This is a genomic window from Lacinutrix salivirga (assembly GCF_053604675.1).
This window is the reverse complement of the sequence record NZ_JBSHNP010000141.1, coordinates 180,608-194,501: the sequence shown is the minus strand read 5'-3', so window position 1 is coordinate 194,501 and position 13,894 is coordinate 180,608. Positions and strand designations below refer to the sequence as shown.

Genomic DNA, 13,894 nt, shown 5'->3' with positions numbered 1-13,894 from the left:
CTAATAATTTGTTTCGCGATTATTAACTTTATCTTGCATTTTTCTGAAGGAAATAATATCTCTATATCGTTTCGTTTTTGTAGTGATATTTGCAACCATTTCTTTGGATTCCTGTTCCTTCTTTTTAAGAACTTCTGCACGTTCGGCATCGGTCATTTTAAGATTGTCGCTGGATAAAATTTCGCCCATAAATTCAACGGTGTCCAATGAGTTTTGGACTATCGCATCGAATGATTCTGCAATTCTTGTAACCTCTTCAGGTTTTATATAAGGCGAGTTCAAAATGTCTTGCAAATCGTTTTGCATAACCTGAATAAGTCGCTGGTTGTTTTGCGCAATTTCCTCAACCGCTCTGAGTTGCTGTACCACACTCGACACTTTTTCTATGGCTTCTTTTGCATCTTTTAGAAATTTCACAGACTTAATCATTTGAGCTGTCTGTTTGCCAGATTCTACAAGTTGTTTTACCAAACTGATAAAATTGGTATTGTCATAAGTGGGCATACCTTGGGCGGTAGCACCGCTAGGCAATAAAAAGGCAATACTAAAGATTAACCCGATTACTACTGTTTTGATTTTTGTTTTCATTGTTTTCATTGCTTTCATTGCTTTTAATTTTTAGATGTGAATTGAATTATTGCTTTTTGCATATCATGATGCTCTTCGTAGAGCTTTATGATGTCCTCATTTTCTCGTCCATCGGTTAAATAGGCTGCATACACTTCTTTTGGAACTTCGAGCCTAAAAATGTTGCTTTCCTTTCCGATTTTGATGAACATTTCGGTGTACTTCCTTTGTCCAGAAAGATTGTTTTTTATAGATTTTAATTGGTTCAGATCATGGCTAGAGAGGTTGAGTCTTTTAACCAGTTCATCATAACCTTTTTCATTATTCAGACTGTAGATAACTTGCGTGTTTTCTAATATGCTTGCGGATGTTGAATTATTCGGAAGCTGATTAATGGATTGCAGAATAATACCAATAGCGCCATTTTGTTTTCGGATAGCTTGATAGTAGAACTCTACACTTTCAAGAACATTTTCAAACTTCAGTTGTTTGGCAAACTCATCAAATAAGATGATACCTTTTTCAGCTCTGTTTTTCCAAATTGTTCTTTGAATAGCTGACTTAATAAGCTTCAACATTACAGACAGGATTTCCTTGTTGTCCTTTACTTCGTCGAGTTCAAAAACAATTAATCGTTTGTCTTCTATTTTATAAGTTTGGTCTTCGCTGACCTCAAATAGAAAACTATATAGACCATCGCCAACATACTCAGACATCACATGCAGAAAGCTTGTAACATTAAAGTAGTCGGGATGGATTTTTAATGTGCTCAGAAGATTTTCCTGGTGCCTTTCTATAAAGTTGTAATAACCTTCCAATGAATGATTTTCTGAAGTGCTATTGTAATAATGGCGCAGTATCTTTTTAACCGAAACTGATTGCGCTTTAGTTACTTTTAAATCCGAAGCAAACAATTCAAAAAGAAATACCGATAAATCCTCTAACCGTTCCGGTGTTAAATCATTTACATCACTAATATAAAAGGGATTGATACCTAAGTTCTTTCCGCTTTCGTATCGTAATACGGTATATTTTTCAGGATAGAGCTTGGCGAATTTGGTATAAGAACCACCCAAATCTATTATGACTAAACGAACACCACTTTCAAAATATTGGCGCAGAATGTTATTCGCTAAAAATGATTTGCCCTCGCCTGTAGGTGCGAAAATGGCAAAATTTCTAGCCTTGATTCGCTTCTTTTTTTCATCCCAAACATCTTTTAATACCGGAATATTATGCTCTCTATCATTAAAGATGATGCCTGTTTTATCCGATTTGTAATTGGTGTTATTTATAAACAAGCAAAGGGCATGCTTTAAATCAGTTACGTATAGATCGTTGTTCGAGAAATTAGACGAAAAACAGCAATAGCTATTTAGGATATAATTTTTGCGTTCTTCGCCTCTTGGATAATAAGGAATGATATCTAATTCCTTGAATTCGGTTTTTATTTTAGAAGTGATTTTGTCTAGTTTTTTGACATCTTTCGACCAATAGACAATATTGAGATGACCACGTATAATACGTGAATTGTCATCTGCATTGATTTGATCTAGAATGTGTTGAATTTTTGTAAGAACCACTTTGTTCTGTGAACCAAAATTGGAACTTTTATTAAGTTCTTCTATTTTCTTATCCAATAGCTTGCGCCACTTTTGTTTGTCATCCAAATAAAGAATTTGGTTAACAATATGGTTTTCATTAAGTGTAAGTCCTAAGCCATCAATAAACCCTTGATGAAATACAAAATCGTCCGAAGTGAATTTCTCATTGGTTTTGCTACTTTGAACATTTTCGCCAAAGCATAATTCGCTGTTGATGGCGAGCGCATCAAAGTGGTTTTCGCCAATATTGACGCTTTTCTTTTCCAATAAAATATCGGTATCAAATCCTTCATTGAAACCATTAAAATAACTACTTGTTAATTGCTGAATATCTTCTGCATTTAGCGGAAGAAATTCTATTTTTCTACTATTATTTATAAAGGAAACCGAATCGTTTACAGAATTAGCGAAGCTCTTAATGTTATCATCCAATTCTTGTACAATTCCCTTTGAAATTTTTCTGAAGGGATTGACGTATTTCGGATTGTTGAGTGCTTTGTTCTTAGTTAAAATAAAGAACAAATAACATTTATGTTCTATGTGTCCACGACCTCTAAAATACTCGTGTGTTGCTTTTTCTAAAAAGGTGGTGTTTGGAAGTTTTTCTGAAGAATAAGATTTCTTAAGGTAGATGTCTTGTTTATGGACAACAGTTCCAATAGGTAACGATTTCAAAGCTTGAAACCATGCACCATGCATATCCTCAAAATCCTTTTCGGACAAGGAATAGATTTCTGGTAGATTCCCTTCATAACATAGAATCACATTGCCATTGTTGGCAAATACGATATTGTCTTGAATATCTAAAATGGGTTGATATGTTGAAATATTAATCTTGTTCATAATCGAAGCCGGAATTTCTTTTGTTGCTTATAATTTTTGGAAAGGCTTTTGCCATCTGAAAAAGTTGTGGATTGTTGGTTATGCGAGTCAAGGCAACATATAAGGCTGAATTGAAAATCAGAATGCCAATTATCAACCCAAAACTGAAAGAGAAGATGATAATTAATAATGATGATAATATAGAAACCATCATTAAGGCAAATAGGGAAATGGGCAAGCCAAAAATGACCGCCCGTTTCCTAATGTTTTTATATACTTCGTATTTCTTCATATAGCTTTTCTAATAAAGCCCTCGATGAGGGTCATTAAACAACTATTGTTATTAAGTAAGTGAAGATGCCTACAACAGCACCAGCGATGAGAACAAATACTAAAACACGAGTAATCCCTTTTTTAAGGTCTGCGTTCTCGCCAAAGAAATGACCAGCATTAAATAGGAATCCAATAAGGAAAATGACACCAAGAATGATGGGGAAAATAGTTCTAATGGTATCTGAAACATCGTTTACAGAATCTTCAATACCACCAATTTGAGCAAAGCTTGACGCTGATGTTAGCAAGAATACGAGTAAGACAAAAATTGATTTTTTCATAATTATTTGGTTTAGCCTGTAGAGGCAGTTTCTAATTTTACTTTGTGAAATCTATTATGAAATGAAGATGAAGGAAGAAAATCTCTAAATTTTAACGCTAGATGGTGTTAAACTTTTGAAGATTATTAAGGAAGTGATTGATTTCTTGAATATTGTGTAATCTAAAACGATTATTATGAACACATTAAATCAAATTACACTCTTACTATTCTGTACAGTTTTTTTAAACTATGCTTATGCACAAAATGGTAAAGACCAAGTAAGGAATCCTATTGTAGTAATAGATCCTGGACATGGTGGAAAAGATGCTGGTGCAACAACCAGAAATGGTATAAAGGAAAAAGATATTGCTTTAGGTATTGCTTCTAAAATAATGGTGCTCAATAATAAGCTAGTTGAGAATCCTATAATGTTATTTCTAACGAGATATACAGACACATTAATATCCCTTAACGATAGAACACAGCTATCCAAAAAACTAAAAGCTGATATATTTATTTCGTTACATTGTAATCAAGCCATAAACAGAACAGCATCAGGAACAGAAGTTTTCATTCATCCTAAAAGCGAAGTGCAAGCCGAAGAATCTGCCTATTTAGGATTTATGATACAAAAAGGATTGGCAGATATACTTGGCATTAAAAACAGAGGATTAAAATATGGAAATTTTCAGGTGTTACGAGATAACGACAATAGTAATGCAACGGTTCTTTTAGAACTTGGATTTTTATCTCAAACTGATGAGGCGATATATTTATCTAAAGAAGAGTCTCAAAGTGCTGTTGCTTTGGTTATACTTCAATCGATTATTAATTTTTTGGGGTTATGAGTGAGTTTATGATTGCGATTGTTAAGATTTTAAAAGAAATTTTAGTAGCCTTATTTAATTCCTTATGTAGAAACAATAGGTTGTGATTGTTTAATTTACTATTGACATTTTGTCACAATTAAATTAAAAATGGCACTAAAATAATGTTGGTCAGCTTATTGATATAAATGTTAAAGAAATTATAATATTTATATGCAAAACCAATCAAGACTTAAAATATTGTCCATTGACGGAGGAGGAATTAAAGGTGTTTTTCCTGCGAAATTTTTAGCCTTGCTTGAAGAAGAAATAGGAGAAGGACAAATACATAAGCATTTCGATATTATAACAGGCACTTCAACTGGAGGTATAATAGCATTAGCTCTCTCATTAGGTGTTCCAGCAAAACGAATTCTTGAACTTTATAAAGATAATGCGCACACTATTTTTGGAAAAAAAAGATACAATATTTTTAGACGTGCATTTTACAATAATGAACCATTGGAAGAACTTTTAAAAGATATATTCAAGGAATATCATAACAAAGATGTACATCCCAGAATAGATGATGCAAAAACGAAACTGCTGATTCCTATTTATAGCTTAACGGATGGTTCAACACAAGTTCTTAAAACACCACATGCATCAGATTTAATTTTAGATAAGCATATACCTATGTATATGGCGGCAATGGCAACATCGGCAGCACCTACTTTTTTCAATCCTTATTCAAATAATTTTAAGAAGATCGATTCTACAACGGTTGAGAGTTTTACCAATAAGGTAGACGGTGGTGTTTATGCAAACAATCCGAGCATGATTGCACTTATAGAAGCACAGACTAGATTAGAAAGAGATCTTTCTGATATAGATTTACTTTCATTAGGAACAGGGCAAAAAATATTTTCCAATGCCAAGAAGAAAAAAAGATGGCAAGTTTTTTATTGGATTTGGAAAAAAAGAATTATCGAATTGTTTATGCAAAGTCAGTCACAAATAGTGCATAACTCTATTTCTGTATTGAATAGTTTTAATAACGATTTTAATTACCATAGAATTGATTTAGAGTTTGATGATAACTTTAAAGTTGCTATGGATGAGAAAAACGCAAATAAATTGGAGGCTTTAGCTGAACGAGCAACCAGAGAATATCAAAAAAATTGTAAAGATGTATTGGATACCTATTTTGGCAATAGGTAGTTACCTATTACTCAAAAACACTAATGAAAAGAAACCTAGAAAAAAAACTTATAATATGGCAAACTGTAATAAACTTTTTAAAGACTATAATGTTAATTTAACAATCAAGTCGGCAAAAAAAGACCGTCTGAAGGAGTCAAAAAGAGTATTGAGAGATAGAATTAGAAAATATTTCAAAGATAATCATCCAGAGTATGTGCCTGAGTTTTATATTCAAGGTAGTTACAAAATGAAAACTACTATTGTAACGAAAGATGATGATTGTGATTTAGATGATGGTGTCTATTTTAAAAGAGAAGTAGGAGTGACAGGTACAACCCTTCAAAAATGGGTTAAAGATGCAGTAACTGGTGCTACTTCTGCCGATCCTCAACATAGAAAAAGATGTGTTAGAGTTATTTATGCAGCAGATTATCATATTGATTTTCCAGTATACTATTTTCAAGAAGATTGGGAACATCCTCGTTTAGCAGTTAAAGATGAAGAATTACAAGAGAGTGATCCAAAAGAGGTTATTGATTGGTTCGCTGGGGCTAAAGATGAGAATGGTCAATTAGTAAGAGTAGTAAAGTTTTTAAAGGGTTGGGGAGATTTTAAAAGAAATAAAATGCCAAGTGGATTAGCCATGTGCATTTTGGCTGAAAAAAATATTAAATATAACGATAGAGATGACATCTCGATAAAAGAGACATTAGAAACTATTAAGACGACATTAAACAATAGTTTTGAATGTATTGTTCCTGGAACACCATATGATGATTTATTTTCAGATTACGATGATTCAAGAAAAAATAACTTTCTTTCCAACCTTGACGACTTCATCAAAGATGCTACAAAAGCAGTTGAAGATGAGCCTAATCAGTTAAAATCAAGTAAACTATGGAGAAAACACTTTGGAGATAAGTTTCCTTTAGGAGCAGATGAAGATGTTGACGCTAAAGAAAAAGCATTACTAGCTCAATCGGCAAGTATTCTATCAGGTACTGCGCATACAAAAAGAGATGGGTCAATAAGCGATTCAGGAAGTGTGAAAAATAAACCGCATACTAATTATGGCGGGAAGTAAATTTCATAAAAATAGAATCCAAAAATCATCAAGAGCAGGTTTAATTAAAAGAGCTATTTTAATCCGTGAAAAAAAGTTGCTAAAGACATATTTTGATTTTTTGGATTGTAGTATTAGTAAAGGTGTACTTATTGTAAAAGGTATTTGTAAGCCGACAGAACAGTCGCCAGAATACCGATATACGTTAACTTACAATGCTGTCGCACCACCAAAGATTTTCGTTGATTCGCCACAAATTGATTATAATGACGAAATACATATGTTCCCATCAGATAACTCACTTTGTTTATATCATGCGAAGTCAGATGATTTAGTTTGGGATTCACGAAATCATAACCTCTATGATACTATTATCCCTTGGACACAAGAATGGTTTGTTTATTATGAACTATACAATATTACTGGTAAATGGCAACATCCACATATAGATCATAGGCTAAACAAATTAGTAGAATAATTGCCATAAAAATTAAAGTATTAATACAATGCAAGAAGTAACTTTTATTAATCTATCTAAAGCAAAATCTAAAGATTTAAATATTTACATCTTTGAAAATGCAAAACGATTAAAATCTGATTCTTCAGTATTAGTTGATGTAAACAAATCATATAGCAGCGCAAGTTCTTTACTTATTTTGAGTTCCGAAGAAGTTATAAAAGCAATATTGGTATTGTTGCATAGTCATGGGTACAGAGTGTATTTACTTAAAGATGCTAAAGGATTTTTTAAAAATCATGAAATAAGACATTCACTTCAAATGCTTATTGAAACCGGAATGTCTCTATTTGAGACAATTGATAAATGGGAAAATAGAGAAATCAAAAAGCAAATTCTTAACACGAAAAAGAAATGGCTCAATAATACATTACAATTTTTATCTGATGCCGCATTTGTATTATCAAATGTAAGTTCGGCAATTAATAGGATTGAGGGCATCAAAAAGTTCAATGACTTAAAAAATGCAGGTTTTTATGTAGATTATAGGAATGAAATTTTAATTCCACAAAAAACTGTCAATAAGGAGGATTATAATTCAATCTTAGATACGTCAAACCGACTGATTATATTTTATAAACAATTAAGAATTTTATTTCATCCTTCAATCACAAAGCATTTGTCAAATGATAAGATTGAGGAAATTAAAAATGGGCTACATACCTTCATAAATGATGCTTTAAAAGACTTTTCTTTTAAGGAGATAAATAAAATTAAGTAATTCAAATATCAACTTTCCCCCATACCAAAGGATGCTCACTAGCAGCAACATTTCTATTAGAAACAGATTTATAGATAGACCATTGCGGATGCTTTTCTGGCCATATCGCTTTGCGATTTAAGCCACTATCTTCCATTTTATTGAATAAAGCTGGAGAGAACAACATGTAATCTTTCTGCTTAATATTTACACCCATTCTGTAAGCGCCTAATCTGAAATAAGTACCATCGTTTCCCTTATCAATATCCACTTCAAAAGAGAGATGTTTTGTAATATCTTTTAAGTCTGTGTCTTGAATTAAAGGCGATAAAGAATTACAATAAGATGGTGCGTTAAATGTACCTGCGATGATGACATTAGTTTTGCCTTCAGCTATTAGCTTTTTATAAACTTCAGCAATCTTGTAAACTTGTTTTTTTCGAATACTATCCGATTGTTTTCTGTTCTTTGTTGGCTTTTTTAAATAAGCATTTAATAGCCAAATGGTTTCTTTTGATGGTGTGCTAATTTCATATACAATCAAATTTTTGCCATCATCGTTAGTTGCTGCATTGATATTATGGGTTCTAACAGCTTTGAGATTATAGCCATGTCGCAGCGCTATTCCCATTTCTAAACTATCCATATCATTGCCTTGAATCACAAAAGAGTGTTCAAAAGGTTTACAGTCAAATTCTGGTAGAATGAGTTGGTTAAAGTCCTCAAATGAAGCTCTGTCCTCAATTTCTTGTAGTAGTAAAATATCTGGATTTACATTGGCGATAACTTGGGCTTTATGTTGTGTTGCTTTAGGATGAATGGGAACGGTTTGAAGTTTTATCCATCCATTCCAATCTGTGAGATTATTAGCTTTGCAGTCAATAGAATGGCTAAGGCCTTTCATAAAGAGAAAACCTGCTTTTCGTCTCAAAACTGCATAAGGTCGCGGACTTGATTTTTCAAAACCAATTAAAAATGATAGTTCTCTAATCCGATCTTGTTGGTTTAAAGATTTAGAAGGTTCAAGCATGAGTTTGTCAAGCTCTATTGTCCAATCGGCAGTTAAATTTTCGGTTAGTTTTTCTAAAAGACTTCTGTCTCTGTGGAATAAGTTCTGAACATTAAAAGTTGCTATTTTCATAATTCCTAAATATTTATTTTCGTTTATCACTAGTATCTTGATCGAATGCTACAAGATTGAATAATTCTCGCATTCTGCTTCGGACTCTATTGCCATATAGACCTTCCAATTCTTCAGCATTTAGGTTTGTAGTTCCGTGTGTTTTTATGTGATGGTTTATAAAAAGTTCGTGACGTGAGAGTAAGATTTCGCCCATGACGTTACAGTCCTTTCCGTAGTGTCTTCCAATGGGTTCAACACCTAAATCATCAAAACAGAAAAACTGTCTACAGCCATAATCCTCGATGGTTTTATAGCCAATATGATTGAAGCCAAATACGATGTTTCTGGAAGGAATTAGGATGTAAGGTTTTTGTAACGGTACGATGTTTTTTAGCAAAATCATTAGGCTCGTTTTACCACAGCCAACAGGACCAGAAAGTAAAATGCCTTTATTTGGGTCAATCTCATTTTTCTCGCAATTTTCTTTGTCTTTTATGAAATAATGGCAGAGTTTTAAGATGATTGGTCGGTCTTCTTCGTAGATTTTAAATTGGTTACCAAAGAGCATTTTTCCTTTAACATCGAGGTAGATTAAGATTTTTTCAAAATCGTATATCACTTCTTTGCCATCAAACGTGCCAATGTCATACGTTTTGTGTTCTTCGACTATTTTACAAGGGTTGACCATAATCTTTGTTTTTATTGGTTCTCAGGTTGTCCGTTTTTTTTTGAACAGCATCTGTAGTTTCAAATTCGTTGGCTTTTAGCATCCAATTATTCGCTGTAGCATACCAATCTTCAATTTTTATTTTGCCACCAATTTTCCATCCGATGCCTTGATAGTGGTTGTAGAATTTCTTGGCTTCATTAGCAGGCCATTTTTTCTTTTTAAAAAAATCAATCACTTCAAATTCATTTTTTGGTAGCTTAGTTTTATTTATGTTTTCTATTTGTTTATTACTGTTTGTATTATGTATCAATGCTTGTTCAGTAGTTGTTTCAAACTCATTCACAGCTTGTTCAGAGGTTGTACCGAAATTGAACAACTTGATTTTACTGCCTTTATATGGATTGTGTGAAGGGAAATATTTTAGATAATTCCATGAATCCATCTGTTTTAAACAGCGATGATAGGTTGCTGTCGAACCAATTTTTGAGAGTTCCATAACTTCTTGCCTGTCTATGTAAAATTCTTCTCGAAATCGGTTTAAATTCCAAAACTGAAACAAAGCCATATACAAGCTGATATGAGTTGTGTTTAGCCTTTTGTCTGCATAGAATTTTTGAAATACAGCATTGAGATGTTTTATATAATTCATACATATTTATTCCGTTTTATGATGCACACGGTTGTTGTCCATAACCTTTTGGATTTCTTCGGAATCATAAAAAATAATTCCACCAACCTTTGTATAGGGTAGTGTGCCTTTAATTCGAAGATTTTGGAGAGTGCCAGGGCTAATTTGCAGTAAGTCTATGAGTTCTGAAGATTTTAGATATTTCTTCAGTTTACCTTGTGCTTGTTTAATTAACAGTTTTTTGATGTCGTCGAGCAATTCAAGTTTAAAATCTCTGAGATCATCTGTAGTAATAATTGTTGCTGGCATAGTAGAACTATTTTTAGAAAAGAACTACCATTTTTCTTTCAACTAAAATGATAGTCCTTGACCTGATTTGACTTTCGTTCTACAAATTTGAATAGTATTGATGGATTTTAATCACAAGTACGACCAGAGTAAGGTCAAATTTTAACATTATTAAATTTGATGCTATTTGGTACGTTTTGGGGTTGTAATAAGTGAATTTTAGATTTAAAAAAGAATATAATTGTAACAAAATTATGAAAGCAGGAGGTCAACCGTATGTGGTTAAAAAACGGAAGATATTTTATTCTTCTGCGCTATCCATTTGTAGGAGTAAACCATTGGATAAATCATCCAAAAATTTGGTTCTGCTTATTTTTCGAGATTTGATTTCAGAAAATATTTTGTAGAAATCCCCAAGGTCAAATTGTAATACTTTTTGTAACGCAATTGCTATTTCTTTTATGTCGACGTTTCCATTATTTATTACGCGATTATAATAAAGTGCATAGATTAATTCTGTCAATGCAGATTTAGAAGATGTCCATTTTAGATTTGTATTATTTACGTAATTGGTTGAATTTCTATTTTTGATTTTATCAAGCCTTAATTTTAGGTAATTCATAAAAAGCTTGTAGGCTTTAATCTTACCTAAAAGCATATCACGTGGCGTACTAAAATCAGGATCTTGAAAATAGAATTTTGATGATGAGATTGAAAACGGTCTAAATGGCCTCTTGTGTAATATTGCTTATCAAAGTGATGGAGTTTAGCTTCAACATATTGGTTGAAATCAATATTGTATAAATAGAACCGATTAAGCTTTCGAAGTTTTTTCTTTAAAGCTTTTTCTTGGTCTTGAACATTTGATTTTGGAAACTGAAGTTCAAAAGAACGTATTTCGGTATAATAGATAAGTTGAATTAAAGAGGTTTGTTTTTGATGTTTGAAGAATTCTACTTCCTTTGGAACTGAAACAAAATCCGTTTTAATAATAGCTTTTTTAAAATCATTTAAAGTGTTGCGAGATAGAATTATGATTTGTCTGGACGTGTCAAGGATGGATAAAGAACTTTGTTCGATTTTTTCAAGTTCCTTAGTGTAGATAGTATTGCTTAAAGTAAAATCCATTACAAAAGTTTAGTTATACACGCGGTGCCCAATAGATTATCTATTGACTTTTAATAGTATTTGGTAGATTTTAGGTTAGTTTAATAAAGATGGTTAGAAATACATAAATGAAGGACAATAAACTGTGTAAATTTTGCGTATTTGCTATGTGAATTTTATACACAATTCATAAATGCTATTGAGATTAGTTTATTAATTCACTTTATCAATAAGTTCTTGTCTGCTCGAACAGTTTGATTTGTTAAAGATGTTAGAAGCGTGCTTTCTAACTGTACCATAGGATATAAACATATTTTCAGCTATTTTTTTATAACTGTAGCCTTCTATTATCTGAAGTACAATTTCATTTTCTCTATTTGTAAGACCGTATAGGTTTGCAATATCTTGATCTAATTTGTAGGTGTTCTTTAATCGATATAAATAGCTATTTACTTCCATTATAGTAACGAAAAAAAATGATGACGTCATTATGGAATGCGTTATGGGCTGAAAATCGCCGAAATAAGTTAATGCAGGAAGCATAACTAAAGAGAAAATTGAACTTAAACCTAGATTCGTTTGAATTTTAAAATAGCGGTCTCTTTTAGTTTTCTTTTTAATCACTAGAAAGAAATATACAATAAAAACTATGGAAAGTATAGTAGGGAAAATTAGAAATAGACTTCTAGCGAAATCTAGAGAGCCTGTATAGTAATAGGGGATTATAAAAAGTAATGCAAAACAAAGAGAAAGAATGATAATTAAGTTCTTTATTTTGAAAAATGTATTTGGTGTTTTAATATTAAATTCTTTATATAAATACCAAACTAGATAGATGCACATTACAATTGAAATTGAATAAGTTATTATGTATTGAAGGAATCTAGGACCAGGAAAGTTATCGTCTGGTAATAAACCATTCAAAAGATTATATAGTAGAAAAATAATAGCTAAAATTAGATATCGATACTTAGATTTAATGTTTTGACGCTTACCAAATCCAATATTAAAAAGCTGAAAAATTATGATTATGCTAATAACTATGCACAAGAAAAGCACCACCCAATGCATAGAAGAAGCGTAGGTGTATTCTGGGACAAATCGATATTTTTGAATTAAGTAAAACATATAACCACATGTACAACAATATTTTAACTTAAAATTCCGAGAGTACTAAATATAACTTATCTTAGTGTGAATCAAAAATTATAAAGCGTAAAATGCTGAATAACAAGTATAAACTAGGTCTTTTCCCTACGGCTTTGGAGAGAATGGATAACTTATCCAAAGTCTATCCAAACTATAATTTGTATATCAAAAGAGATGATAACTCAGGTTTAGCATCTGGCGGAAACAAAGTAAGAAAGCTTCAGTTTTTTATATATGAAGCTTTAAGTAACGGATGTGATACGATTATTACAGCTGGAGCCCAACAATCTAATCATTGCCGACAAACAGCAGCAGCTTGTGCTAAAGCAGGACTAGAATGCCATCTACTGTTAGGTGGTAAGAAGCCTAAAAATTACAATGGTAATTTATTGCTTTCTCATTTATTAGGAGCTAAAATTCATTTTACTGGAGATAATAGAAAAGGGGAAGATATAATTAAATTAAAGCAAGATTTAGAAATACAGAAAAGAAATGTTTACGAAATTCCTTATGGTGGATCTAATTTACTTGGAGCTTACGGCTTTGTAGATGCTGTTAAAGAATTGAAGGAACAACTTTTAGAAAATAACTTGAAAATCGATTACATTTTCTTTGCATCAAGTTCTGGCGGAACACAAGCTGGGCTTAAACTTGGTATAGATTTATACGATCTTGATATAAAACTAATGCCAATTAGTATAGATAAAATTGGTTTAGGAAATAAAACACTAGACGATGCTGTTTTAGAGATACTGCATCAAGGTCAAAAAGAATTGAGTATTCAAAAAACGTACTCAATTAAAGATGCAACACTTATTAGAGATTATGATAAACCTGGTTATGGAGTAATTACTGAAAACGAAAAGATGGCCATAAAGCAATTGGCTCAAAGTGAGGGTATATTGTTAGACCCTGTTTATTCTGGTAGAGCTTTTTACGGGATGATAGATCATCTTAAAAATAATAAGATAGAAAAAAACTCTAATGTGCTCTTTTGGCATACAGGTGGCTTACCGGCAAATTTTTATTATTCCGAAGAACTTTTAAAATAA

Annotated in this window: 15 protein-coding genes and 1 pseudogene; 6 read left to right on the top strand and 10 right to left on the bottom strand. The window is 32.0% G+C overall.

The window, feature by feature from the left end; all coding sequences use genetic code 11:
- Genes ACVC5O_RS14735 through ACVC5O_RS14720 form a run of 4 tightly spaced genes read right to left on the bottom strand, consistent with a single transcriptional unit; the run spans position 1 to position 3,607 of the window.
- Positions 1-588 carry a conjugal transfer protein gene (locus ACVC5O_RS14735; RefSeq protein WP_452222390.1) on the bottom strand — a complete coding sequence of 196 codons (588 nt, stop codon included), beginning with the start codon at positions 586-588 and terminating at the stop codon, positions 1-3.
- Positions 589-611: 23 nt separating this feature from the next.
- Positions 612-3,014, bottom strand: a complete 2,403-nt coding sequence (locus tag ACVC5O_RS14730) for a TraG family conjugative transposon ATPase (protein WP_452222242.1) — start codon at positions 3,012-3,014, stop codon at positions 612-614.
- Positions 3,001-3,285: a hypothetical protein gene (locus tag ACVC5O_RS14725; RefSeq protein ID WP_452222241.1), complete on the bottom strand. Its 285-nt coding sequence runs from the start codon at positions 3,283-3,285 to the stop codon at positions 3,001-3,003. The genes ACVC5O_RS14730 and ACVC5O_RS14725 overlap by 14 nt, the downstream gene beginning before the upstream one ends.
- Positions 3,286-3,319: 34 nt before the next feature.
- A complete protein-coding gene (locus ACVC5O_RS14720) occupies positions 3,320-3,607 on the bottom strand; it encodes a hypothetical protein (protein ID WP_452222240.1) in 288 nt (95 codons plus the stop codon).
- A 175-nt stretch (positions 3,608-3,782) separates the two neighbouring features.
- On the opposite strand from ACVC5O_RS14720, the gene ACVC5O_RS14715 reads away from it, so the two are divergent.
- The 5 genes from ACVC5O_RS14715 to ACVC5O_RS14695 all read left to right on the top strand — a co-directional run bounded on the left by ACVC5O_RS14715 (position 3,783) and on the right by ACVC5O_RS14695 (position 7,898).
- Positions 3,783-4,436, top strand: a complete 654-nt coding sequence (locus tag ACVC5O_RS14715; RefSeq protein WP_452222239.1) for an N-acetylmuramoyl-L-alanine amidase family protein — start codon at positions 3,783-3,785, stop codon at positions 4,434-4,436.
- 192 nt (positions 4,437-4,628) lie between these two features.
- Positions 4,629-5,615, top strand: coding sequence for a CBASS cGAMP-activated phospholipase (locus tag ACVC5O_RS14710; protein WP_282030762.1), 987 nt, complete (start codon positions 4,629-4,631; stop codon positions 5,613-5,615).
- Positions 5,584-6,681 carry a CBASS cGAMP synthase gene (locus ACVC5O_RS14705; RefSeq protein WP_452222238.1) on the top strand — a complete coding sequence of 366 codons (1,098 nt, stop codon included), beginning with the start codon at positions 5,584-5,586 and terminating at the stop codon, positions 6,679-6,681. Before ACVC5O_RS14710 ends, ACVC5O_RS14705 begins: the two co-directional genes overlap by 32 nt.
- Entirely contained in the window at positions 6,668-7,138 is a 471-nt protein-coding gene (locus ACVC5O_RS14700) for a hypothetical protein (RefSeq protein ID WP_282030764.1), read from the top strand. The genes ACVC5O_RS14705 and ACVC5O_RS14700 overlap by 14 nt, the downstream gene beginning before the upstream one ends.
- 28 nt (positions 7,139-7,166) lie before the next feature.
- Complete coding sequence (locus tag ACVC5O_RS14695) at positions 7,167-7,898, top strand: AbiV family abortive infection protein (protein ID WP_282030765.1); 732 nt, start codon at positions 7,167-7,169, stop codon at positions 7,896-7,898.
- A 1-nt stretch (position 7,899) separates the two neighbouring features.
- Here ACVC5O_RS14695 and ACVC5O_RS14690 read toward each other — a convergent pair whose 3' ends face one another.
- The 6 genes and pseudogenes from ACVC5O_RS14690 to ACVC5O_RS14665 all read right to left on the bottom strand — a co-directional run bounded on the left by ACVC5O_RS14690 (position 7,900) and on the right by ACVC5O_RS14665 (position 12,182).
- On the bottom strand, positions 7,900-9,018 hold the full coding sequence (locus tag ACVC5O_RS14690) for a hypothetical protein (RefSeq protein WP_452222237.1): 1,119 nt from the start codon (positions 9,016-9,018) through the stop codon (positions 7,900-7,902).
- Positions 9,019-9,031: 13 nt separating this feature from the next.
- Positions 9,032-9,688 (bottom strand): ATPase, encoded by a 657-nt coding sequence (locus tag ACVC5O_RS14685; RefSeq protein ID WP_452222236.1) that lies wholly within the window; start codon positions 9,686-9,688, stop codon positions 9,032-9,034.
- Positions 9,672-10,319 carry a hypothetical protein gene (locus ACVC5O_RS14680; RefSeq protein ID WP_452222235.1) on the bottom strand — a complete coding sequence of 216 codons (648 nt, stop codon included), beginning with the start codon at positions 10,317-10,319 and terminating at the stop codon, positions 9,672-9,674. The genes ACVC5O_RS14685 and ACVC5O_RS14680 overlap by 17 nt, the downstream gene beginning before the upstream one ends.
- A gap of 6 nt (positions 10,320-10,325) precedes the next feature.
- On the bottom strand, positions 10,326-10,607 hold the full coding sequence (locus ACVC5O_RS14675; RefSeq protein WP_452222234.1) for a helix-turn-helix domain-containing protein: 282 nt from the start codon (positions 10,605-10,607) through the stop codon (positions 10,326-10,328).
- A 280-nt stretch (positions 10,608-10,887) separates the two neighbouring features.
- Positions 10,888-11,714 (bottom strand): annotated as a pseudogene (locus ACVC5O_RS14670) (RteC domain-containing protein).
- A gap of 192 nt (positions 11,715-11,906) precedes the next feature.
- Positions 11,907-12,182 carry a response regulator transcription factor gene (locus tag ACVC5O_RS14665; protein WP_452222233.1) on the bottom strand — a complete coding sequence of 92 codons (276 nt, stop codon included), beginning with the start codon at positions 12,180-12,182 and terminating at the stop codon, positions 11,907-11,909.
- A gap of 731 nt (positions 12,183-12,913) precedes the next feature.
- Here ACVC5O_RS14665 and ACVC5O_RS14660 point away from each other — a divergent pair.
- On the top strand, positions 12,914-13,894 hold the full coding sequence (locus ACVC5O_RS14660) for a D-cysteine desulfhydrase family protein (RefSeq protein WP_452222232.1): 981 nt from the start codon (positions 12,914-12,916) through the stop codon (positions 13,892-13,894).

Excerpts from the sequence above, each read along its gene's own strand:
- ACVC5O_RS14660 (WP_452222232.1), top strand. The coding sequence starts at position 12,914 with ATGCTGAATAACAAGTATAAACTAGGTCTTTTCCCTACGGCTTTGGAG.
- ACVC5O_RS14700 (WP_282030764.1), top strand. The coding sequence starts at position 6,668 with ATGGCGGGAAGTAAATTTCATAAAAATAGAATCCAAAAATCATCAAGA.
- ACVC5O_RS14705 (WP_452222238.1), top strand. The coding sequence starts at position 5,584 with ATGTATTGGATACCTATTTTGGCAATAGGTAGTTACCTATTACTCAAA.
- ACVC5O_RS14715 (WP_452222239.1), top strand. The coding sequence starts at position 3,783 with ATGAACACATTAAATCAAATTACACTCTTACTATTCTGTACAGTTTTT.
- ACVC5O_RS14730 (WP_452222242.1), bottom strand. The coding sequence starts at position 3,014 with ATGAACAAGATTAATATTTCAACATATCAACCCATTTTAGATATTCAA.
- ACVC5O_RS14720 (WP_452222240.1), bottom strand. The coding sequence starts at position 3,607 with ATGAAAAAATCAATTTTTGTCTTACTCGTATTCTTGCTAACATCAGCG.
- ACVC5O_RS14690 (WP_452222237.1), bottom strand. The coding sequence starts at position 9,018 with ATGAAAATAGCAACTTTTAATGTTCAGAACTTATTCCACAGAGACAGA.
- ACVC5O_RS14685 (WP_452222236.1), bottom strand. The coding sequence starts at position 9,688 with ATGGTCAACCCTTGTAAAATAGTCGAAGAACACAAAACGTATGACATT.
- ACVC5O_RS14695 (WP_282030765.1), top strand. The coding sequence starts at position 7,167 with ATGCAAGAAGTAACTTTTATTAATCTATCTAAAGCAAAATCTAAAGAT.
- ACVC5O_RS14725 (WP_452222241.1), bottom strand. The coding sequence starts at position 3,285 with ATGAAGAAATACGAAGTATATAAAAACATTAGGAAACGGGCGGTCATT.
- ACVC5O_RS14665 (WP_452222233.1), bottom strand. The coding sequence starts at position 12,182 with ATGACGTCATCATTTTTTTTCGTTACTATAATGGAAGTAAATAGCTAT.
- ACVC5O_RS14710 (WP_282030762.1), top strand. The coding sequence starts at position 4,629 with ATGCAAAACCAATCAAGACTTAAAATATTGTCCATTGACGGAGGAGGA.
- ACVC5O_RS14680 (WP_452222235.1), bottom strand. The coding sequence starts at position 10,319 with ATGAATTATATAAAACATCTCAATGCTGTATTTCAAAAATTCTATGCA.
- ACVC5O_RS14735 (WP_452222390.1), bottom strand. The coding sequence starts at position 588 with ATGAAAACAAAAATCAAAACAGTAGTAATCGGGTTAATCTTTAGTATT.
- ACVC5O_RS14675 (WP_452222234.1), bottom strand. The coding sequence starts at position 10,607 with ATGCCAGCAACAATTATTACTACAGATGATCTCAGAGATTTTAAACTT.